18 protein-coding genes are annotated in these 21,311 nt (G+C 72.4%); 7 read left to right on the plus strand and 11 right to left on the minus strand.

Going from position 1 to position 21,311, the window contains the following annotated elements; all coding sequences use genetic code 11:
* Positions 1 to 18 precede the first annotated feature (18 nt).
* From HD593_RS26675 to HD593_RS26700, 6 genes are all read right to left on the minus strand, one after another.
* Entirely contained in the window at positions 19 to 1,359 is a 1,341-nt protein-coding gene (locus HD593_RS26675; RefSeq protein ID WP_185104818.1) for a spinster family MFS transporter, read from the minus strand.
* 40 nt (positions 1,360 to 1,399) lie between these two features.
* Positions 1,400 to 4,162, minus strand: a complete 2,763-nt coding sequence (locus HD593_RS26680) for a helix-turn-helix transcriptional regulator (protein WP_185104819.1) — start codon at positions 4,160 to 4,162, stop codon at positions 1,400 to 1,402.
* 496 nt (positions 4,163 to 4,658) lie between these two features.
* Positions 4,659 to 6,080 (minus strand): RICIN domain-containing protein, encoded by a 1,422-nt coding sequence (locus HD593_RS26685; RefSeq protein WP_185104820.1) that lies wholly within the window; start codon positions 6,078 to 6,080, stop codon positions 4,659 to 4,661.
* Between the two features lie 13 nt (positions 6,081 to 6,093).
* The gene (locus HD593_RS26690) at positions 6,094 to 6,915 is read right to left on the minus strand and encodes a carbohydrate ABC transporter permease (RefSeq protein WP_185104821.1); all 822 of its coding nucleotides are present in this window, start codon (positions 6,913 to 6,915) and stop codon (positions 6,094 to 6,096) included.
* A complete protein-coding gene (locus tag HD593_RS26695) occupies positions 6,915 to 7,892 on the minus strand; it encodes a carbohydrate ABC transporter permease (RefSeq protein WP_221524977.1) in 978 nt (325 codons plus the stop codon). The genes HD593_RS26690 and HD593_RS26695 overlap by 1 nt, the downstream gene beginning before the upstream one ends.
* Positions 7,889 to 9,175, minus strand: a complete 1,287-nt coding sequence (locus HD593_RS26700) for an ABC transporter substrate-binding protein (protein WP_185104822.1) — start codon at positions 9,173 to 9,175, stop codon at positions 7,889 to 7,891. The genes HD593_RS26695 and HD593_RS26700 overlap by 4 nt, the downstream gene beginning before the upstream one ends.
* Before the next feature lie 232 nt (positions 9,176 to 9,407).
* Here HD593_RS26700 and HD593_RS26705 point away from each other — a divergent pair, with 232 nt between their 5' ends.
* The 3 genes from HD593_RS26705 to HD593_RS64515 all read left to right on the plus strand — a co-directional run bounded on the left by HD593_RS26705 (position 9,408) and on the right by HD593_RS64515 (position 13,453).
* Entirely contained in the window at positions 9,408 to 10,442 is a 1,035-nt protein-coding gene (locus HD593_RS26705; protein ID WP_185104823.1) for a LacI family DNA-binding transcriptional regulator, read from the plus strand.
* On the plus strand, positions 10,439 to 11,518 hold the full coding sequence (locus tag HD593_RS26710) for a hydroxyacid dehydrogenase (protein WP_246546739.1): 1,080 nt from the start codon (positions 10,439 to 10,441) through the stop codon (positions 11,516 to 11,518). The genes HD593_RS26705 and HD593_RS26710 overlap by 4 nt, the downstream gene beginning before the upstream one ends.
* 219 nt (positions 11,519 to 11,737) lie before the next feature.
* Positions 11,738 to 13,453 (plus strand): heparinase II/III family protein, encoded by a 1,716-nt coding sequence (locus HD593_RS64515; protein ID WP_185104824.1) that lies wholly within the window; start codon positions 11,738 to 11,740, stop codon positions 13,451 to 13,453.
* On the opposite strand, the gene HD593_RS26720 is transcribed toward HD593_RS64515, so the two are convergent.
* Positions 13,437 to 14,879: an MFS transporter gene (locus tag HD593_RS26720; protein WP_312903718.1), complete on the minus strand. Its 1,443-nt coding sequence runs from the start codon at positions 14,877 to 14,879 to the stop codon at positions 13,437 to 13,439. The two genes, HD593_RS64515 and HD593_RS26720, sit on opposite strands and share 17 nt — an antisense overlap.
* 126 nt (positions 14,880 to 15,005) lie before the next feature.
* On the opposite strand from HD593_RS26720, the gene HD593_RS26725 reads away from it, so the two are divergent.
* From HD593_RS26725 to bla, 3 genes are all read left to right on the plus strand, one after another.
* Positions 15,006 to 15,461: a MarR family winged helix-turn-helix transcriptional regulator gene (locus tag HD593_RS26725; protein ID WP_185104826.1), complete on the plus strand. Its 456-nt coding sequence runs from the start codon at positions 15,006 to 15,008 to the stop codon at positions 15,459 to 15,461.
* Positions 15,462 to 15,490: 29 nt separating this feature from the next.
* Positions 15,491 to 15,901 carry a hypothetical protein gene (locus HD593_RS26730; RefSeq protein WP_185104827.1) on the plus strand — a complete coding sequence of 137 codons (411 nt, stop codon included), beginning with the start codon at positions 15,491 to 15,493 and terminating at the stop codon, positions 15,899 to 15,901.
* A 113-nt stretch (positions 15,902 to 16,014) separates the two neighbouring features.
* The gene (gene bla / locus HD593_RS26735) at positions 16,015 to 16,956 is read left to right on the plus strand and encodes a class A beta-lactamase (protein ID WP_185104828.1); all 942 of its coding nucleotides are present in this window, start codon (positions 16,015 to 16,017) and stop codon (positions 16,954 to 16,956) included.
* A 10-nt stretch (positions 16,957 to 16,966) separates the two neighbouring features.
* On the opposite strand, the gene HD593_RS26740 is transcribed toward bla, so the two are convergent.
* The 4 genes from HD593_RS26740 to vanY-N are packed head-to-tail and all read right to left on the minus strand — an operon-like array spanning position 16,967 to position 20,447.
* On the minus strand, positions 16,967 to 17,923 hold the full coding sequence (locus tag HD593_RS26740; RefSeq protein WP_185104829.1) for a squalene cyclase: 957 nt from the start codon (positions 17,921 to 17,923) through the stop codon (positions 16,967 to 16,969).
* Positions 17,924 to 17,967: 44 nt separating this feature from the next.
* Complete coding sequence (locus tag HD593_RS26745; protein ID WP_185104830.1) at positions 17,968 to 18,399, minus strand: MarR family winged helix-turn-helix transcriptional regulator; 432 nt, start codon at positions 18,397 to 18,399, stop codon at positions 17,968 to 17,970.
* On the minus strand, positions 18,396 to 19,877 hold the full coding sequence (locus HD593_RS26750; protein WP_185104831.1) for an MFS transporter: 1,482 nt from the start codon (positions 19,875 to 19,877) through the stop codon (positions 18,396 to 18,398). The genes HD593_RS26745 and HD593_RS26750 overlap by 4 nt, the downstream gene beginning before the upstream one ends.
* 21 nt (positions 19,878 to 19,898) lie before the next feature.
* Positions 19,899 to 20,447: a D,D-peptidase/D,D-carboxypeptidase VanY-N gene (gene vanY-N, locus HD593_RS26755; RefSeq protein ID WP_185104832.1), complete on the minus strand. Its 549-nt coding sequence runs from the start codon at positions 20,445 to 20,447 to the stop codon at positions 19,899 to 19,901.
* 188 nt (positions 20,448 to 20,635) lie between these two features.
* On the opposite strand from vanY-N, the gene HD593_RS26760 reads away from it, so the two are divergent.
* The gene (locus tag HD593_RS26760; RefSeq protein WP_185104833.1) at positions 20,636 to 21,310 is read left to right on the plus strand and encodes a response regulator transcription factor; all 675 of its coding nucleotides are present in this window, start codon (positions 20,636 to 20,638) and stop codon (positions 21,308 to 21,310) included.
* Position 21,311 lies beyond the last annotated feature (1 nt).

Raw genomic sequence — 21,311 nt, forward strand, 5'->3', positions numbered from 1 at the left:
GCATGTCCGGCGAGACGATTACGCCGTGCTCTGCCGGGCGATCATGCGTTCGTGGTCGGCCAGGACGGTGCGGCTCGCGGCCCAGGCCGCCAGGCTGCTGAGGATCAGGAAGGCCGGCACGATCACGAGCAGCGCCTGCCGCAGACCGGCGGCCTCGGCGCTCACCGCCGCCGTGGCCGTCGCCGTGGCGGCGAACCAGTCCGACAGCAGGCCCACAACCGAGGGGCCGACGGCACCGCCGAGCAGGTAGATGACGGCGAAGTAGACCGCCACCGCGGTGGCCCGCAGCCCCGGCTCCACCACGTCGGCGACGGCCGGCAGCGCGACGGCGCCGAAGAAGAACTGGAAGGACCAGCCGACCGCGAACAACGCCACGAAGGCGCCGGCGGCGGTGGGGCCGAGGAGGAGCGCGGCCAGGATGAAGGGCGCGCCCAAGGCGAGGCTCGCCGGGCCGACCATCATCCGGGCGCGCAGCGACCGCCTGCCCGCGAGGTCGGCCACGACGCCTCCCAGGAGCAGCCCGGCGATCCCGGTGAGGCCGAGGATGACACCGGCCGACATCGACGCCGTCCCGATCGTGAGACCGAAGTAGCGCTGCAGCAGCGGGACCAGGAAGGCCGCCACCGCGTAGGCCGGGATCTGCAGGGCGATGCTGGCCAGGATCAGCCGGCGCAGGGTCCGGATGCGCAGGATGTCGCGGATCGGTTGCCGGGAGCGCGCGCCGGCGCCGGCGGGGGCCCGTTCCTCGGAGGCGCCGCGCGGCGGCTCGGGCAGGAACAGGATCAGCGCCGCCAGGACGAATCCCGGTACGGCCGCCACGAGGAAGGGCACTCGCCAGGAGCCGGTCGCCTCCGCGATCGCGCCCACGCTGAGGAAGGCTGCCAGCAGGCCCGCCGGGACGCCGAGCTGGAAGATCCCGATGGCCCGGGCCCGGCGCCGCGCCGGGAACGCGTCGAAGATCATCGCGCTGGCGGCGGGGAGGTAGGACGCCTCGCCGATGCCCACTCCGAGCCGGAACAGCAGCAGCGAGGCGAAGCTCCACGCCCCGCCGCTTGCTGCGGTGAACAGACTCCACGCGACCATGCCGGCCGCCATGATCCGGCGCCGGGAATGGGTGTCGGCCATCCGCCCGACCACGATCCCGGCCAGCGCGTAGACCACGGTGAAGGACGAGGTGAGCAGGCCGATCTGGGTGTCGGTGAGAGCGAACTCCGCCTTGATCGGCTCGATGACGCTGGAGGGGACGGTGCGGTCGTAGTAGTTCATCAGGTTCGCCAGCGCCAGCACCGCCAGGATGCGGTAGGCGCCGGGCGCGCCGCGGACAGGAGCCGCCGCGCTGGTTCCGGATTCAGGGGTCATGAGCCGTCCAGAGATCATGGGGGGCGGAAGGCGTCCGGGCTCACGGACGGTCGTGGCCCTGGTCGGGCAGCGCCTGCGTGAGCTGGTGGCGAGAGGTGATGGCGAGCTTGGCGAACACCTTGCCCAGGTGGTACTCGACGGTGCGCGGGCTGAGGAACAGCTGGGCGCCGATCTCCGAGTTCGACAGGCCCGTACGTGCCATCCGGGCGATCTGGCTCTCCTGAGGGGTGAGCTGGTCTGGCGTGTCGGCGGCGCGCTTGCGCACGGTCTCGCCGGTGGCCAGCAGCTCGTTGTGGGCCCGCCCGGCGAACGCCTGCATGCCGATCGCGGTGAAGGAGTCGTAGGCGGTGCGCAGGTGGGTGCGCGCGTCGGCCCGCCGGCCTTCCCGGCGCAGCCACTCACCGTAGAGCAGGTGCGCGCGGGCGAGTTCGGTGGGAAAGCGGGTACGGCCCAGCCGTTCGACCGCCTCGCGATAGCAGCGCTCGGCCTCCTCGCCCTCGCTGAGCAGCGCCCGGCACCGCGCGTAGAGTCCCTGCCCCCAGTCGCTGTCGCCGACGTCGGTCGCCGCGGCCAGCCGATCGAGCGCCTCCTTGGCCCGCCGGGTCTGCCCGGTCCTGCCGGCCGCCTCGATCAACTCGGGCAGCGCCCACGTGGAAATGTGCATCTCGGGCACCACCTGAGCGACTTCCGCCATGACGAGGGCCTCGTCGTAGCGGCCGAGCCCGTTGTAGAGGACGGCCGCCACCCAGTGCGGGAACTGTTCCCCCACCCCCTGGCCGGCGGCCCGGGCATTGGCGATCACCCGCTCGATCAGCGGGACGCTCTCGTCCTCCCTGCCACGGAAGGCGGCGAGCATCACAGCCCCGTTGGGGGAGCGGCGGCTGCCCGTCGCCGCCGCGATCGCCTCCGCCTCGGCGACCAGCGAGGCGGCCGCAGCGAAGTCGCCGTGCCAGATCTCGTAGACGGCCATCGAGTTCACCCAGGTCACCAACAGGGCGAGCAACCCCGCCTCGCGGCAGTACCGGACCTCGCGGGCCTGGATCGCGTACCAGGCGTCCTCGTCCCACAGGGTGGACGTCGCGGCCACCGCCACAGGGCTCCACCGCCGGCGCTCGGCCAGGCTGACCTCGTCCCCGGCGAAGACCGCGGCCAGCCGTCTCAACAACGGCGCCGCCGCCGCGCGTCCCTCCGTGGTCAGGACCGCCAGCCCGTCCAGCAGCAGATCCGACGGCCGGGGCGCGCCCGCGGGCCGCGGGGCCGACCGGGCGGCCCGGGAGATGGCGTGCAAGTCGTCGCCGCCGGCGAACTGCCCGGCGTACAGTGCGGCGTACCAGGCTTCCAGGTACGTCTCGCGCGCGAGCCCGGGATCCAGCGGCTCCAGCTGCTTGGCCACCCGCGCCAGGATCGGCGGCGCGTCACTGCTCATACTGGAGACAAACGCGATCTGCCCGTGCACCAGGTCCACGCGGGCCCGCTGGAGCTCGTCCAGCGGCCCCGCCGCCGCCATGGCGAGCAGGTCGGCTGCCGCCTCGAACGAGCCGGCCATCACGTTCGCCTGCGCGGCGGCCAGGGCCCGCTCCGAGCGCGGCCCGGGATCGGCGGTCAGCTCGGCCGCGCGCCGCAGGAACGCGGCCGCCGCGGCCATTCCGCCGCGGGCCTGGGCTCGCTCGGCCGAGCGTTCGAGTTCCGCGGCCACCTCGTCGTCGGGTCCCGGCGCGGCCGCGGCCAGGTGCCAGGCTCGCCGATCGGGGTCGCGGTCGCGGTCGGTCGCCTCGGCCAGCGCCCGGTGCGCCGCCCGCCGTTGCGGCGGCGACGCCGCCGAGTACACCGCCGACCGTACGAGCGGATGCCGGAACCGCACCCCCGCCCCGGCCTCGAGCAGCCCGTCGGCCTGGGCGTCCTTCGCGGCGGAGGCGGGGATCCCGAGCAGCCCGGCCGCCCGCCAGATCAGGACCGCATCGAGGGTCGGCTCGGCCGCCGCCACCAGCATCAGCGACTGCGTCTCGGCGGGCAGCGCCGCCAGCCGGTGCCGGAAGCCCTGCTCCACCCGCTGCGGGACCGCCTGCGCCTCGACCAGCCCGAACCCGCCCGCCAGCTGCGTGGGGCTCAGCCCGCGCGGCAACTCCAGCAGGGCCAGGGGGTTGCCGTTCGTCTCGGCCAGGATCCGCTCCTTGATCCGGTCGTCCAGCGGAAAGCGGATCACCGAGCGCAGCAGCGTGTGGGCGTCCGGCCCCGCCAGGCCGCGCACCTCCAGCTCCGCCAGGCCCTGGAACTCCCTGCCCGGCTCGCGCGCGGCGAAGACGATCCCCACCGGCTCGGCCAGCAACCGCCGCGCCACGAACGCCAGCACCTGCGCCGAGGAGCGGTCCAGCCACTGCGTGTCATCGACCACGCACAACAGCGCACGCTCCTCCGCCGCCTCCGCCAGCAGGGTCAGCACCGCCAGCCCGACCATGAATCGGTCCGGCGGGTCCCCCTGCCGCAACCCGAACGCCACCCCCAGCGCATCTCGCTGCGGTCCCGGCAGGCCTTCCAGGCCGTCCAGCAGCGGCGCGACCAGCAGATGCAGCCCGGCGTAGGCCAGCTCCATCTCCGACTCCACGCCCGCCGCCCGCACCACCCGCATGCCGGCCGCCGCCCCCAGGATGTGCCGCAGCAGCGCCGACTTGCCCACCCCCGCCTCGCCCCGCAGCATGAGCGCCCGCCCGCGCCCGGCCCGCAGATCCGCCAGCAGGTCGTCGAGCACCGCGCGCTCGCGCTGCCGGTTCAGCAGTGGCGGCCTCGGATCAACTAATGCCGACATGCTCTTTCTCCGCCCCATCCAGCCGCCGGACCCGGCGGCATGGTCGAGCCGGCGGCCAACGGGCGCCGCCAGGATGACACCTCCGCCCGGTCACGATCAAGACCCAGCCCGTGCCTCCCCAGGGCGTCCCGTGTCCCACCAGAGAGTGTCTGACAATTCGGCCTGCCGGAGCCAGAGTATGAGTGAGGCGATGGTGACGCCTGCCAGGTAGCGGCCGGCCGGCTTGTCGTAGCGGGTGGCGATGCGTGTGAGGCCGGGTGCGGCGGGCGGCGGGCCGGTGTGCTTGCGGTTGGGCGGGCGGACGGAGTCGTGGGGTGTCAGGGCAGGGGTGGGGCGGTCACGGGTGTGGACCTCCATATGAACGGACTCGGGCGGGAGCGGGAAGCGAGCAGGGCTGACACGCCGCTGGGGGAGACCGAGGGGAGGCCGGAAGGAACGGACAGGCCCGGTTCCGTGCGGAAATCCGGGCACCGTCCGTCCGCGAGCGGATCTCCCGTCAGAGCTCTGACCTGGTGAACTGCTGGTTCTGCCCGCCATTGCACGGATACTGCTTGAACTGCACGTCGTTGGCCGTCGACGAGCTCGGCAGGTCCGCGCACTTGCCCGAATGCCTGGCCACCAGCCGCACGTAGCCGCCGCCCGCGTCCTGCACGGTCCACTGCTGGTTGGTGCCCGTGCCGCAGCCGTACTGCTGCAGGGCGGCGCCGTCGGCGGTGCTGACGCCGTTGACGTCGAGGCACTTGGCCGAGTTGCGGGCGATGATCTGCACGTGGCCGCCGCTGATCGACTGGATGCGCCACTGCTGGTTGGTGCCGCCGTTGCAGTCGTACTGGATGACGGGCGCCAGGTTCGCGGCGGAGCCGTTGCGTACGTCGGCGCACTTGCCCGAGTGCCGCACCGTGAGGCGGTCGTAGCCGGAGCCGGTCGAGGTGATGGTGCCGGCGGCGGCGTCGATGGTGAGGTTGCGCGCGTACGTCAGGCTCATGGTGGTGCTGCTGGGGAACTGGACGGGCAGCCACACGTAGCGTGAGTCGTTGACGGGGCCGCCCCACGCGCCGGCCCAGCGGTCGCCGAGGTACAGGTACGACGTGCCGGACGTGCCCTGCACCGGCAGCACGAACGCCGGCTGGGAGCCGTACGTGAGCGCGTCCCCGGCGTTCTGCCAGGCGCTCCACGTGCCGGTGATGCTGGTGGCGGTGGCGTACTTGGCCTGGTTGGGCTGCCAGCCGGTGGCGCCCGAGGTGAGCAGGAAGTAGACGCCGCCCCGTTTGAACAGGGCGGGCGCCTCCCGGTGGTCGCCGTCCCACATGCGGACGAGCGCGGCCACGTCGGTGAAGTCGGCGGTCAGCCGGTAGACGTGCAGGTCGTAGTTCTCGTCGGCGGCCGAGATCATGTAGCCGGTGCCGTCGGTGTCGACGAACGCGGTGATGTCGCGCGACATGTGCCCGAGCGGCCGGAAGCTGCGCAGGTAGGTGTAGGCGCCGTCCACGGTGTTCGACACGGCCACGGCCGCGCGGGCCTCGCCGTAGTCGCGGCCGTTCTCCTTGTGCATCCACATGACGAACTGGCCGGTGGCCGGGTTGTGGATCACCTTGGGCCGCTCGATGTTGGCGACCTGCAGTTCGGCGGCGCTGGACTGGGTGAGCACGTGGTTGCGGAACTCCCAGGTGCGCAGGTCGGCCGAGCGGTAGGCGGAGACGTAGCGGAAGGTGCCGTCGGCGTTGCGGTTCTCGCCGAACCAGTAGTAGTACGAGCCGACCTTGACCACGCCGCCGCCGTGGGCGTGCAGCAGGTTGCCGGAGGTGTCGGTGAACTGGGCGCCGATCGGCACCGTCACGGGAGCGGCGGCCGCCCGGGCGGGGAGCCCGGGTAACAGCGTCAGGACGAGCGCGGCGAGCAGGGTCAGGACGCGGGACATGAAGGTGCTCCTCTCAGCCTTTGATGCCGGTGAGCAGGACGCCCCTGACGATCCATCGCTGCGCGATGAGGAAGAGGGCGACCAGGGGCAGGATGGCCACGAGCGCGCCGGCGAACAGCGCCGGCATGTTGACCGCCTGCTGGTTGAGGTTGGTGGACAGCGCCACCTGCACCGTCCAGAACTCGGGGTCCTGGCCGATGACCAGCGGCCACAGGAACGCGTTCCAGTGCTCGATGAAGGACAGGATGCCGAGCGAGGCGAACAGGGCGCCGGAGTTCGGCAGCGCCAGGCGCCCGTACAGGCCGAGGTAGCCGAGGCCGTCCACCCGGCCCGCGTCCTCCAGCTCGCGCGGGAAGCGCAGGTAGAAGCCGCGGAACAGCAGCACAGCGAACGCGCTGAACAGGCCGGGCACGATCAGCCCCCACATGGTGTTCACCCCGCCCAGCGAGCCGACCACCACGAACGTCGGGATGAACGTGGCCGCGCCCGGCACCATCATCGTGGCGATGATGAAGAAGAAGGCGGGCTTCGAGGCGGCCACGGGGATGCGGGCCAGCGCGTACCCGGCCATGGAGGCCAGCAGCGTCGACAGCGGCGCGGAGATCGCCGAGATCAGCGTCGAGTTCCACAACGCGTGCGCCAGCGGCACCGCCTCGTTGCCGAACGCGTCCGCGAACCCCTGGAAGCTGATCGTCTCCGGCCACCAGTGCCAGTCCAGCGAGCCCAGCTCCCGCTTGCTCATCAGCGCGTTGCGGACGAGCAGGTAGAACGGCAGCAGGAACGGCACCGCGAAGACGATCACCGCCGCGTACGAGCCCAGATGCCGCTTCCTCATCAGCCTTCCTCCTCGGCGGTCCTGCCGAACCCGGCGAAGCGGCCCTGCAGCAGCGTGAACACCACGATCAGCACGGTGACGACGAACGCCCCCGCCGACCCGGCGCCGTAGTTCTGCTCGCCGAGCGCCGTCTGGAACAGGTAGATCAGCGGCGTACGGCCGTCCGCGCCGCCCAGCCCCGACAGGTTGGAGGCCAGGATGTTGTAGAACTCGTCGAACGCCTGGAACGCGTTGATGATCAGCAGCAGCACCACGGCCACCGACGTGTTGCGCAGCATCGGCCAGGTGATGTGCCGGAACAGCCGGCCCTCCGACTCCGCCCCGTCCACCCGGGCCGCCTCGTAGAGCTGGGCGGGGATCTGCTGGATGCCGGCCAGGAAGAGGATCATGTAGAAGCCGGTCTGCAGCCACAGCCGCACCGTGACCAGCACGATCCAGTACAGCGGCGGGTCCACGGTCGCCACCCAGCCGATCGACTCCTCGTAGCCGAGGAGGTAGGCCAGGCTGTTGGCCACGCCCGACGGGGTGCCGCTGAACAGTGACATCTTCCACACCAGCGCGCCCACCACGTACGAGACCGCCGCCGGGATGAAGAACGTGGTGCGGAAGAACGCCCGGCCGCCGCGCAGCCGGTTCACCAGCACCGCCAGGCCCAGCGACAAAGCGAACGTCACCGGCACGATGAACAGCGTGAACAGCAGGATCGTGACCAGCGACCGGGTGAAGGCGGGGTCGCCCAGCAGGCGCCGGTAGTTCTCCAGGCCGTTCCAGTCGCCCAGGGCGATCGTGCCGCGGGCGTCGTTGAAGCTGAGCAGGAAGCCCCAGCCGATGGCCACGTACTTGAACAGGAACAGCCCGGCCACCATCGGCAGCGTGAGCAGCAGGAACGCGCGCCAGGCCGGCCACCGCGCGGCCCGCCGCCCCGCGGCGCGGCGGGGGCGCCCGGTTGCGGGGCGGGGCGGAGCGGCCGTCGTCACAGCACCGGCACCTTGTCGAGGATGTCCTGCGACCGCTTGGCCGCGTCGGCGAGCGTCTTCTCCGCGTCGGCGCCCTTCTTGACGATCGCCGTGACCGCGTCGGTGTACGGCTGGCGCACCTCGGCCGTCCACAACGCCGGCTGCTTGATGCCGTGGGCGGCGACGGCGTCCATGACGGTCTTGGCCGGGCCGGTGTTCAGCTTGCTCGCCTGGGCGGCGGCGCTGTTGCGGGGCGGGATGTGGAAGCCGTAGGCCAGGCTCCAGTCCGTTTGCGCGGCGGTGTTCTCCACCCACAGCCACCGCACGTACTTCTTGGCCGCCTCCAGGTTGCGGCTCTTGCCGTTGACGACCTGAACCCAGCCGCCCATGTTGACCACGGCCTGCCCGCCGGGGCCGAACGGCGGCAGCGCGAACGCGTCGAAGTCGTCGCCCAGCGCCTCGATCAGGCCCGGCACGGCCCACAGGCCGACCCACTGCATGGCCGCCGCGCCGTTGATCAGCGCGCCCGGGTCCCACCAGTCGGTGGAGTAGCCCTGCAGGGTCGCCTTGGCGTCGTACAGGTCCTTGACCGCGGTCAGCGCCTCGACCACCTTCGGGTCGTCGTAGGTGATGTCGCGGTCGTCGATCAGCAGGTTGCCGTTCGACCACGGCACCATCTGGCCCAGCGGGCCGACGCCGTCGTTGCCCACGAACAGGCCCTTCTGCTTGCCCTGCGTGAGCTTCTTCGCCGCCGCCGCGAACTCCGCGAAGCTGGTGGGAACGCTAACACCGGCCTTGGCGAACAGGGACTTGCGGTAGAACACCAGCATCGGGTCCACGATCATGGGCACCGCGTACACCTGGCCGCCCCACGTGTACGGCTGCAGCACCTTGGGGTTGAAGTCGGCCTTCTCCGCCCCGAGCACGTCGTCCAGCGCGGTGACCTGGCCGGCCTTGACCATGTTCGGGCTGACGTCGTTGACCTCGTACACGTCGGGGCCGTCGGGGGTGAGCACGGCGGCCGTCCACTTGGTGGCGTAGTCGCCGGGGATCCAGGAGACCTTGACCGCGATGTCGGGGTTGGCCTTGGTGAAGTCGGCGGCGTACTTCATGGCCGCCTGCTGCGTGCCCTCCTCGCCGTACTCGTGGTACCAGTGCGTCAAGGTGATCTTCGCCGCGCCTCCCGACGGCGCGGCGCCGCCCTTGGCCAGCGGGTCTCCGGTGGAGCACGCGGAGACGGCGGCGCCGGCGACGAAGAGCACGGACCCCTTCAGTAGTCCGCGCCGGGTGAGTGGTCTGTTCATCGGGGCCACCTCTCGTTGGGGGGAAAGAGTCGGGGCCGATGCCAGGTAACCGGTTACTTCAGACGTCGTGAGCCGGACGCTAGACTCGGATCTCCGGTGCCGTCAATGTGCTGTTAACTTTTCGTTACAAACGCGGTGGGGCGGGGCTTGACGCGTGGGATGGCATCTCTTAGCGTCCTGGGCATTGCTCAAGTAACCGATTACCTGATCCGGCGCTCACCTGGGAGATCGCATGACCACACCCCGCCGCGTCACCATCAGGGACGTGGCCAGGAAGGCCGGGGTCTCGGTCGCCACCGTCTCGCGCGTGCTGGGCGGCGACTACCCGGTCCTCGCGGCCACCCGCAACAAGGTCATGCGTGCCGTACGAGAGCTCGACTACGTCCCCAACGCCCACGCCAGAGCCCTGTCGGCGGCCCGGCCCGGAGCCATCGCGATCGTCGTCAACACTATCGCGGTGCCGTACTACGCGCTCATCGCCCAGGGCGTGGAGGACCAGGCCGCGCAGGAGGGCAGGCTGTCGCTCATCTGCACCACCGGCGGCGACAACGGCCGCGAGCTGTCCATCGTGCAGCTCCTGCGCGAGCAGCGCGCCGAGGCCGTCATCCTGGTCGGCAGCGTGATCGTGGACGAGGAGTACCGCAAGCGCATGACCGAGTACGCCCACGCCCTGGCCGCCGCCGGCTCCCGCCTCGTCCTCTGCGGCCGGCCGCCGCTGGGGGACGGGGTGCCCGCCCTCGTGGTCGGCTTCGACAACACCGGCGGCGCGCACGCCGTCACCGCCCACCTGCTGTCGGCCGGTCACCGCAGGATCCTCTACCTCGGCGTACGGCCCGGCCACACCACCTCCGACACCCGCGTGGCCGGGTACCGCAGCGCCCTGGCCGAGCACGGCGTGGCCCTGGATCCGCGGCTGGAGATCGAGGCCGAGTTCGACCGCGACGCCGGCTACACCGCGATGAACCGCCGCCTGGCCGAAGGGCCGCCCGACTTCACCGCCATCTTCGCGGGCAACGACCTCGTCGCCGCGGGAGCGATCCAATCGCTGCACGAGCACGGGCTGCGGGTGCCCGACGACCTGTCGATCGTCGGCTACGACGACGTGCCGCCCGCCCAGGACCTGCACCTGACCACCGTGCATCTGCCGCACGACGAGCTCGGCAGGGCCGCGGTGCGGCTCGCGCTCGGCCGGGTGACCACCAGCCCGATGACGCTCGGCACCCACATCGTGGTCCGCGACTCGGTCAGGCCCCTCGGGCCCCGATGACCCGGCCCGTGAACCCGGCCGTGCCGCCGCCCGCAGACCTGCCCGTGGACCCGCCCGTGAACCCGGCCGTGACGCCGTCCGTGGCCCCGCTGGTCGCCTTTGCCATGCAGCCGCCGCTGTTGCCCGAGCTGTTCCCGCTGGATCTGCGCCGCCGGTTGTCGCTGGTCGGGCGGGTGCGCGAGCGCGTGATCGACGTCTTCGACGGGCCGCTCGACGCGGAGATCCTGATCACCGGGTGGGGGTGCCCGCGCATCGACGCCGACGTCCTGGCCACCGCGCCCCGGCTGCGGGCCGTCGTCCACGCCGCCGGCAGCGTCAAAGGACACCTGACGGCGGCGGTCTTCGATCGCGGCATCGCGGTGTCGTCGGCGGCGCAGGCCAACGCCGTTCCGGTGGCCGAGTTCACGCTCGCCATGCTGGTCCTGGCGGCCAAACAGGCGTTCGCCAGGGCGCGGGCGTACTCGGCGGGAGGCTGGTCGGGCGACGCGCTGCCCGGCGTGGCCACCCCCGGCGAGCGCGGCGGGCTGAGGGGGGCGACCGTCGGGGTGATCGGCGCTTCACGGGTAGGCCGGCTCGTCATCGGCGGGTTGCGCTCGCACGGGGCGCGGGTTCTGCTCAGCGACCCCTACGTCCCGGCGGAGGAGGCGGCGCGGCTGGGCGCGCGGGCCGTTCCGCTGGACGAGCTGTGCCGTTCGGCCGAGCTGGTCACCGTGCACGCGCCCGAGCTGCCGGAGACGCGGGGGCTGCTGGACGGGCGGCGGCTGGCGCTGCTGCGTGACGGGGCCGTGGTGGTCAACACCGCGCGCGGGGCGCTGATCGACACCGATGCCCTCGTACGGCAATGCTCGGGTGGGCGGATCTCCGCCGTGCTCGACGTGACCGATCCCGAGCCGCTGCCGCCGGGGCATCCGCTGCTCGGGCTGCCCAACGTGCTGGTGACACCGCACATCAGCGGGGCCAGAGGGCGGGAGTTGCGGCGGCTGGGGGAGTTCGCGGTGGGGGAGGTGGAACGGCTGGCCCGGGGGCGCCCACTGCGCGGCGCGATCCGCGTGGCCGACCTCAACCGCATCGCCTGACGCCTGGAGCCACCCATGCCCGCAACCCCGCCCCCCGGCCCACCCGCTTCCGGCAGACCGGCCCCTGACACGCCGTCCACCAGCGCGCCTGCTCACGATGTGCCTGCTCACGATGGGCGTGCTAGTGACGCGCCTGCTCGGGACACGCGCGAAAGCGATGCACCTGCTCGGGATGCACGCGTTCGGAATGCGCCTGCTCGGGACGCGTCGTTCTCCGGCGTGCTCCCGCCCGATGCGCCTGCCGGTGGCGGGATCACCGAGCGGCTGGTGCGCGAGATTCGCGAGGAGGCGGAGCGGGCGCGTACCACGCCCGCTCCCGAGCTGACCCCCGCCCTGTGGCGGCGCTTCGCGGACACCGGCGACCGGCTGGCCTACGAGCGGGCCTACTTCGACCGCCGCCGGCGCCTGGCTGCCCTCGCCCTCGACGCCCACCTCAACGCCCGCTCCGACACCCGCCTTGATGCCCCTCCCGGCACCTGCCCCGATCCGGCCCTGCGCGACCTGCTGTGGTCGGTGTGCGAGGAGCGCACCTGGGTTCTGCCCGCGCACGAGCCGCACGACCGCCCGCTCGACACGTTCGTGGACCTGTTCGCCGCCGAGACCGCCCACACCCTGGCCGAGATCGTGGCCCTCCTGGCCGGCCACCTCGACCCCGAGGCGGCGGTCCGCGTGCGGGCGGAGGTGGACCGCAGGGTCCTGCGCCTCCTGCGGCCGGGCGAGCCCCCGATGTGGTGGGAGTCGGCCCCGCACAACTGGGCGGCCGTCTGCGCAGCCGCCACAGGACTGGCCGCGCTCGCCCTGGACTCGTCACGCCCGCCCGCGCTCGCCCTGGACTCGTCACGCCCGCCCGCGCCCCACCTCCCCGCGCTCCTGCCCCGCCTCAGGCGCGCGCTGGCGGCGTTCCTGTCGGGCTCGGGCGCGGACGGTGCCTGCCTGGAGGGCCCGGACTACTGGTCCTACGGTTTCGGCTACTTCGTCTACTTCGCCGAGGCGCTGCGCGAGCACACCGGCGAGGACCTCCTGGACGACCCGCACGTCCGCGAGATGGCCGCCTACCCGGCGAGGATCGACCTGGGCGACGGCACCAGACCCGCCTTCGCCGACTCGCACGCCCGAGGCGTGTACCCCACCGGCCTCCTGTCCCGCCTGGCCGCCCGCCTCGGCGTCCGCGTGCCGGAGCCGGCGGTCCCGTCGTTCCACGACGACCCCTGCCACCGCTGGGCCCACCTGACCCGCACCCTGTGGTGGTCACGGGAAACACCCCGCACAGCCCCGGAGCCGTGCTCGTACCTGCCGGACGCCGCGATCGTCGTGGCCAGGGCGGCGGGGACGGCGTTCGCCGCCAAGGGCGGCCACAACGACGAGCCGCACAACCACCTCGACCTCGGCCACTTCGTGCTGCACGCGCACGGCCGGACGATCCTGGACGACCTGGGCGCGCCGGAGTACACCCGTGACTACTTCCGCGAGGGCCGCTACCAGGTGCCGCAGGCCTCGGCCGAATGGCACTCGGTCCCCCTGATCGACGGCGCCGCCCAGCTCCCCGGCCGCGAGCGCCGGGCCGAGGTGCTGGCGTACGCGGCGACCGGCGGTGCCGTGACGTTCGCGCTGGACCTCACCGCCGCCTACGCCACCCAGCACCGCTTCACCCGCACCTTCCACTGGCGCCCCGGCACGCTGGAGCTCGTGGACGAGTTCGGCCCCGCGGACGTGCTGGTGGAGGAGCTGTTCGTCTCGCGGGTCCGCCCGGTGGCGGGCCCCGGCGTGATCACGTGGGGCCCGGTCGAGCTGCGGGTGCCGCCCGGCTGGCGGGCGCGAGCCGAGGAACGGCAGGTCCGCGGGCACGACGGCACCGTGGAGACCGTCCACCGGGTACGGCTGGCGGCACGCGTCCCGCCGGGCGCGTACCGCTTCCTGTTCACCGTGAGGACTTGACGACCTGCTCCGCGGGAGCCCCGGCGGGCTCCGCCTCCCGGCGGCGGCCCGGCAGCGTCACGGTGATCGCCGCGGCCACCAGCGCGGCGCCGCAGCCGATGAGCAGGCCCGTGCGGAAGCCGGCCTCGGACGGCAGCTGGTGCCCGCCGAAGTCGATGGTGAGCTGCGACAGGACGACGCCGATCACGGCGGCGGACACGGTGGTGCCGATGGAGCGCATCAGCGTGTTGAAGCTGTTGGCCGCGCCGGTCTCGGACAGCGGCACGGCGCTCATGATGAGGGCGGGCATCGAGCCGTAGGCGAAGCCGACGCCGATGCTGATGACGCAGGTGATGATCAGCATGCCCCAGGCGGAGCCGAGCAGCGGCATGGACAGGCCGTACCCGAGCGCCATGACGAGGCTGCCGACGATCAGCGTGACCTTGGGGCCGCGCGCGGCCGACAGCCGGGCTCCGATCGGCGAGATGATCATCATCATGAGGCCGGACGGCGCCATCCACAGGCCCGCCGCCAGCATCGACTGGCCCAGGCCGTAGCCGGTGGCGGCCGGGAGCTGGAGGATCTGGATGACGATCAGCGACTGGGCGTACATGGAGAAGCCGACGACGATCGAGGCCACGTTCGTCAGCAGCACCTGGGGCCGGGCGGTGACGCGCAGGTCCACCAGCGGGTCGCGGACCCGCAGCTCCCACCAGCCCCACGCGAGCAGCAGGACCACGGCGGCGCCCAGCAGCCCGAGCGTGATGCCGCTCGTCCAGCCCCAGTCGGCGCCCTTGGAGACGCCGAGCAGCAGGCACACCAGGCCCGCGCCGAGGCCGAGCGCGCCGAGCAGGTCGATGCGCCCGCGCGCCCTGGCGGGCGTGACCGGCACCAGCAGCCAGATCAGCGCCGCCACGACCAGGCTCAGCGCGGCCGAGCCCCAGAACAGCACCCGCCAGCTCGCGTACTCGGCGACCGCGGCGGACAGCGGCAGCCCGAGCGCGCCGCCGATCCCCATGGACGAGCTCATCAGCGCGATCGCGGGGCCCAGCCGGTGCGGCGGCAGCACGTCGCGCAGGGCGCTGATGCCCAGCGGGATCATGCCCATGCCCATGCCCTGCAGCCCCCGCCCGACGACCATCGGCGCCAGCGACCCGGCGAACGCGCAGATGACGCAGCCCACGACGAGCGGGACCGAGCAGACGAGCATCATGCGGCGCTTGCCGTACAGGTCGCCCAGCCGGCCCATCACGGGCGTCGTGACGGCTCCGGCCAGCAGCGTGACCGTGATCACCCAGGAGGCGTTGGAGGCCGTGGTGCCCAGCAGGGCCGGCAGCACGCCGATCAGCGGCACGACCAGGGTCTGGGACAGCGCCGCCACGATGCCGGCCACGGCCATGACGGTGACGATGCCGCTGCCGCGACTGCCGGAACCACTCTCTTCCACGCGGATCCCCCTCAAAACTCTCGGCATGGGAAGCGATGTGCACTCTACACATAGTGTGTTACATGCACATTTTGCAGGCTCTCGGCAGATAGGCTGGGCCCGCATCGGATGGATAGAAGGACCGGCATGGACAAGCCCACGCACCTGATCGAGTACGAGACGATGCTGCTCGGCCAGCACCGCCACCTCGACCGCAGCGCGTACATCCTGCTCAGCCGCATCCGGATGGAGGGCATGATGTCCATCGGCCAGCTCAGCGAGGCGTTCGGGCTCGACGTGTCCACGCTCAACCGGCACACGTCCGCGCTGCTGCGCCGGGGACTGGCCGAGCGCATCCCGGACCCGCAGGGCGGCGTCGCCCGCAAGTTCCGCCTCACCGAGGAGGGCGAGCGTTACCTCGACTCCGAGCGTGCCAGGAACATCAACGGCCTGGAGAAGGTGCTGGCCGGCTGGACCGCCGACGAGGTCGCGGCCTTCGCCGCCTACCTCAAGCGCTTCAACACCGACATCGAACGCCTCCGCGGCCGCTCCTGGCCCCACCCGGAGCGCAAGGCCCAGCAGGGCAGCGGCGCGGGCGTGTAGGAGCTGGGGCTCCGGGTAGCCGTGGGCGGGTGAGTCACGAAGAGGAGTTCGGCTTCGCGTTCGAGGAGCGTTACCGCCCGCTGCTCGCCGTTCTCGGCATCCGCCCGTCCACGTGCAGGCTGACGCTCACCGGCGAGCTGCTGCGGGTGCGCTTCGGGCCGTGGCTGGTGCTGTCGCCGCGGCGCAACGTCACCGGCGTGGAGCTGTCCGGCCCGTACTCGCCGGTGAAGGCGATCGGGGTGCGCGTGTCGCTGGCCGACGGCGGGCTGACGTTCGGCAGCAGCACGACGCAGGGGGTCTGCATCTGCTTCCGCCGCTCGGTGTCCGGCAGCGAGCCCTTCGGACTGCTCCGCCATCCCGCCCTGACCGTCACGGTCGAGGACCCCGCCCGGTTGATCGGCCTGCTCACTCCGGCGGGCCGCCCTGCGCCAGCGCTCTGACCAGGTCCGATATGCGGACCGATATCGCGAACGCGCCCATAGCGCTATTAGACATCCGCTGATCACATCTGCTTGGCTCTCCGAACGGATCACCGAGCGAAGGACGATGTGACATGCGACACCTGCGCGCCGCCACCGTGCTGCCCGCGACCGCCCTGGCGATCTCCCTCCTGGGAGGCGGCACCCTGACGACGGGCACGGCCTCGGCAGCGGTGTCGATGCCAGTGTCGGGGGTGGCCGTCTCCAGCGAGGCCCGGGTCAAGAAGGAGCTGCGCGCGCTGGAGACCGCCTTCAAGGGGCGCATCGGCGCGTACGCCCTCGACACGGCCACCGGCAAGACCCTGACGTACCGGGCGGGGGAGCGCTTCCCCATGCTGTCCACGTTCAAGGCGCCCCTGTGCGCGGCCGTCCTGCACCAGGCCCGCACCCGGCAGCCCGGGCTGATGAGCAGGCACATCAAGTGGACGGCCGCCGACATGAAGCCCAACTCGCCCGTCACCGAGAAGCACGTCAAGGACGGCCTGACCGTCTCCGAGCTGTGCGTCGCGGCCGTGACCCAGAGCGACGGGACCGCGTCCAACCTGCTGATGAAGCTGATCGGCGGGCCCGCGGGGATGACGGCCTACTTCCGTACGCTGAAGGACCCGATCTCCCGCATGGACCGCTGGCACCCCGGGCTCAACGACTGGACGCCCAAGGACCGGCGCGACACCACCACGCCCGCGGCCATGGCCGGCAACCTGCGCGCGCTCGCGACCGGCACCGCGCTGCACGCCAAGGACCGCGAGCAGCTCGTCGCCTGGCTGCTCGCCGCCAAGGTCGGCGCGGAGCGCATCCCGGCCGGCCTGCCAAAGACCTGGACGATCGCCCACAAGACCGGCACCAACTCCGACGGCTTCGGCGGCGGGAACGACATCGCCGTCATCTGGCCGGAGAAGGGCGGCGCCCCGATCATCATGGCCGTCTACTCCAACCGGACCCCCGGCCTGCCCATCGACAACCAGACCATCGCCAGGACCGCGACCGCCCTGGCCAAGGGCCTCGGCAGGCTCTGACCTCCGGATCTCACCGGGCGTCCCACCAGTCGAGCACCCGGGTCCCCGACAGGGTCAGCCACTTCGACGGCTTCCCCTCCGGCACGTCCACCTCGAACCACACCGCCCCCGGCAGCGTGCGGCCCTGCAACCAGGTGCCGTCCGGCTGCCGGGCGGCCCGGACGAGCTCGATCGCCTCGGCCATGCGCGGGTCGGGCGGCACGCCGTCGAACAGCGCCGCCCGGCGGAAGTACTCGGCAGCGTTGAGCACGCTGTAGAACCAGCGGAACGGGTACGCGAAGCGGCCCACCCACGGCGCGACCGGCTCGCCCGTGGACAGGCGGCGGAAGAGCCCGCGCCGCAGCAGGTACTCCTCGCCGCCGCGCCGGGCGGCCCGGGTCGCCTCCGTGCCTCCGGTCGCGATGTCGTAGGCGAGCAGCCCCTTGAGCGAGTTGAGCGTGGAGTGGAACGACGAGCGCGTCGAGCCCTCGACCCACTCGCAGTTCCAGCCGCCGTCGGGCAGCCGGTGCTCGACCAGCCAGTCGACGATGCCGGTGATGCCGGCGCCGAGCCACAGGCCGTTCTCCACCGTCCAGGCGTTGATGCAGCAGTCGACCTCGCCACCCCAGTACGGCAGGTTGTCGTACTCCCAGCGGCAGTTCCGGTCGAGCAGCTCGGCCGTGCCGCGCAGCGCGGCGGCGTCGAGGCCCCACTCGCGCAGCGAGTTGAGCGTCCACGTGGTCGCCGTCCAGGGCTGCTCCCGCGCGGCCGCGTCGAAGTCGTGGCCGGCGGGGAAGAACGCGCCGCCCGCCCACTGGCCGTCAGGGTCCTGCAGCGCGAGCAGCCGCGCGCCGAAGCCCTCGGTCGCGACCCTGGCCCTGGTCGCCTCCCAGACCTCGGGCGGCTCGTGCAGCAGGTCCCGCTCGACCTGCCAGCGCAGGGCCGGATCGCTGTCGCGCAGCCACGGGATCAGGGCGCTGGTCACCATGCCGTGCAGTCTGGCACGGGAAGCGGCCTCCTGGCATGCCCCGTTCACGACTCCGGGGTGCGCAGCCTGGCCATGATGCGGTCGAGGGCGGCCAGGTCGCCGGGATCCAGGGCGAGCAGGGAGCGCGGCGGGCGGGCCAGGATGCGCTCGGCCTCCTCGGCGACCGCGGTCCCCTCGGGGGTGAGAGTGACGATCTTGCTGCGGCGGTCGCCGGGGGAGACGCTGCGGGTGACGTAGCCGCGCTGCTCCAGGTCGTCCACCATCAGCGTGGTGTACGGCTTGTCGGTCGACAGCTCGGCGGTCAGCTCCCGCATGGTCATCGGCCCGGACAGCAGCCTGCGCAGGGCCTTGACCCGGAAGAAGCTCATGCCGAGCGTCTCCGCGACCTCCTTGCGGCGGTCCTCCTGGCGCAGGACGAGGTCGTACATGGCGGCCCAGACGCGGGCCACCGCCTCCTGGCCGGAGGTGTCGCTCATGAGGCGTCCGCCGTTCTGTCGGGAGCGTGGGCGAGCCGTTCGGCGGTACGGGCGGCGCTGCGGCGGGCCCAGCCGGTCGTGGTCAGGATAGCGAGCAGGACGATCGCCAGCCCGCACCCGGCGATGATCCACCAGCCGACGTGGCTGGCCGCCGGGAACCCGGTGGCGAACGGCCCCGCCACCGCCGAGGTGACCAGCGCGCCGATCACCGCGACGCCCAGCGACTGGCCGATCTGGCGGCTGGTGGAGGCCACGGCCGCCGCCACGCCGGCCTGGGCGCGCGGCATGCCGGAGACGGCGGTGTTGGTGATGGGCGCGTTCACCATGCCGAAGCCCAGCCCGAACAGCACGTACGCGGCCATGAGCTGCCAGACCGGGGTGTCGGCGGAGAGCCCCGTCATGATCAGGCCGCTGGCGGCCATCGTGACTCCGGCCACGAGCAGCGGCACGCGGGTCCCGGCGTTGCCGACGATCCGGCCCGACAGGGGAGCGCAGATCACGGTCAGCCCGGCCATGGGCAGCGTGTAGAGGCCGGCGTGCAGGGCGGACAGGCCGAGCACGTCCTGGAGGTAGAGGGTGTTGACGAACAGGAAGCCGCCCAGTGCCGCGAAGGCGCACACGGCGATGACCGTGGCCCCCGTGAACGGAGTGCTGCGGAAGAAGCGCAGGTCGATGAGGGGTTCGGCGCGGCGCAGCTCGTACGGCACCAGGAAGGCGAGCGCCAGCGCCGCGATCGCGAAGCAGCCCAGTGTCGCCGGCGAGCCCCAGCCGGCCGCCGGCGCCTCGATGAAGGCGTACGTCAGGGTGGCCAGCAGCACGATGACCAGCACCTGCCCGACGGGGTCCACCCGGCGGGGGTGCGGCGCGCGCGACTCCGGCACGAACAGCGCGCACAGCACGAAGGCGGCCACCCCCACCGGCAGGTTGATCCAGAAGATGGCCTGCCAGCCGACCGACCCGACCAGCGCCCCGCCGACCAGCGGGCCGAGCGCCATGCTGACGCCGACCACGCCGCCCCACACGCCGATGGCCCGGGCCCGCTCGCGCGGCTCGGTGAAGGTGTTGGTGATGATCGACATGGCGACGGGGTTGAGCATGGAGCCGCCGACGGCCTGCAGCGCCCGCGCCGCGACCAGCCAGGGGAGGCTGGGGGCCAGCGAGCACAGCACCGAGCCGAGCGTGAACAGCGCCAGGCCGGTCTGGAACGTGCGGCGGCGGCCGACGCGGTCGCCGGTGGAGCCGGCCAGCATGAGCAGGCTCGCCAGCACCACCGTGTAGGCGTCGATGACCCACTGCAGGCCGGAGACGGAGGCGCTGAGGTCCCGCCGGATGGCGGGCAGCGCGATGTTCACGATCGTGTTGTCCAGCCCGACGATGAACAGGCTCATGCAGCAGATGGCCAGGATGAGCATCCGCCGGCGGGGGCTGAGCGCGGGGGTGCCCGCGGGCGGGGGGGTCACCCGGCTGGTTATAGACATATAACGATTATATTCGCATAACTAATGATAGGCGCCAGGGTGGGGCCGTCGTCGTGGTGGGACACCCCGGCACTCCGGGCGGTGCTCGAAGTGCCACCACTCGTTGTCGTAGATGCGGTAGAGGTCGTAGCGGGCACCGTGCTCCTCCAGCCAGCGCGCGCCCTCGTGCGGGCGTACGTCCAGCGCGACGCCCCTGACGTGGGGCGACTCCGCCGGCGGGAGCACCAGCATCCGCGCCGAGGCGGGGGAGCCGGCGCGGCGCACCTCCTCGTCGAACATGCGCTGCTGGAGCTGGGGATCGCGGTATCCCGAGGTGAGTCCGATGAGCTGGCCGTGACGCCAGAGCGCCTCGGTGCGCGCCGCGGTGAACGCCGCCAGGGCGCCGCCGGTCAGCCCGGTCAGGTCCTCGGCCGGGAAGCGCAGCCGTAACGCCCAGCCGCAGGCCAGCTCGCGGGCACGGCCGGGACGGCGGGCGAACGCCACCGGCAGCAGGAGCACGGCGAGCACCAGCGTGACCACAGCGAACAGCCGGTCCCGGGGCCGGAGTGGGATGGTGCGTGGCTCGTTCATGCCGCATACGATTGGCGCCGAATGTGCGTGCGTTGTCTGCCACATGTCATGGTTTGTCGACGGCGGCCGGCGCCGGCGCGACTGTGACACAACCATGACATGGCGCGAACGAAGCGGGGACACGACCGGCCGACAGTGGTTGTCGTCGACCCGACGGGCGAGTTACGGAGCGTGCGGTGAAACGCGGCGTGTCACGAGTGTTGCTGATCGAGGACGACCCGGCTGTGCGGGAGGGCCTGGAGCTGGCCCTGACCCGGCACGGGCACGGGGTGCGCGCGGTGGAGTCCGGCGAGCAGGGGCTCGACCGGATGCGTGCAGACCTGCCCGACGTGGTCGTGCTCGATCTGATGTTGCCCGGCATGGACGGGTTCGAGGTCTGCCGCCGCATCCGCGCCGCCGGAGAGACGCCGATCATCATGCTGACCGCGCGCGGCGACGACATGGACGTGGTCGCCGGGCTGGAGGCGGGCGCCGACGACTACGTGGTCAAGCCGGTGCAGCCCAGGGTGCTCGAGGCCCGCATCCGCGCCGTGCTCAGGCGGATCGGCCGGGACCAGGCGGAGCTGGAACGGCACGGTGACCTGACCATCGACCGGGCCGGGCTGGTGGTCTCCAAGAGCGGCGAGCCGGTCAGCCTCGCCCCGACCGAGCTGCGCCTGCTGCTCGAACTGTCCGGCACGCCCGGCCGGGTGCACAGCCGCCAGCAGCTGCTGGAGTCCGTGTGGGAGCACGGGTACTTCGGCGACTCCCGGCTCGTGGACGCGTGCGTGCAGCGGCTGCGCGCCAAGATCGAGGACGACTCGGCGGCGCCCGTCTACGTGCAGACGGTGCGTGGGTTCGGGTACCGGTTCGGGCCGGTGTGAG

Origin of the sequence: Nonomuraea rubra, from assembly GCF_014207985.1 — a bacterium.
In the GTDB taxonomy this organism is placed as follows: domain Bacteria; phylum Actinomycetota; class Actinomycetes; order Streptosporangiales; family Streptosporangiaceae; genus Nonomuraea; species Nonomuraea rubra.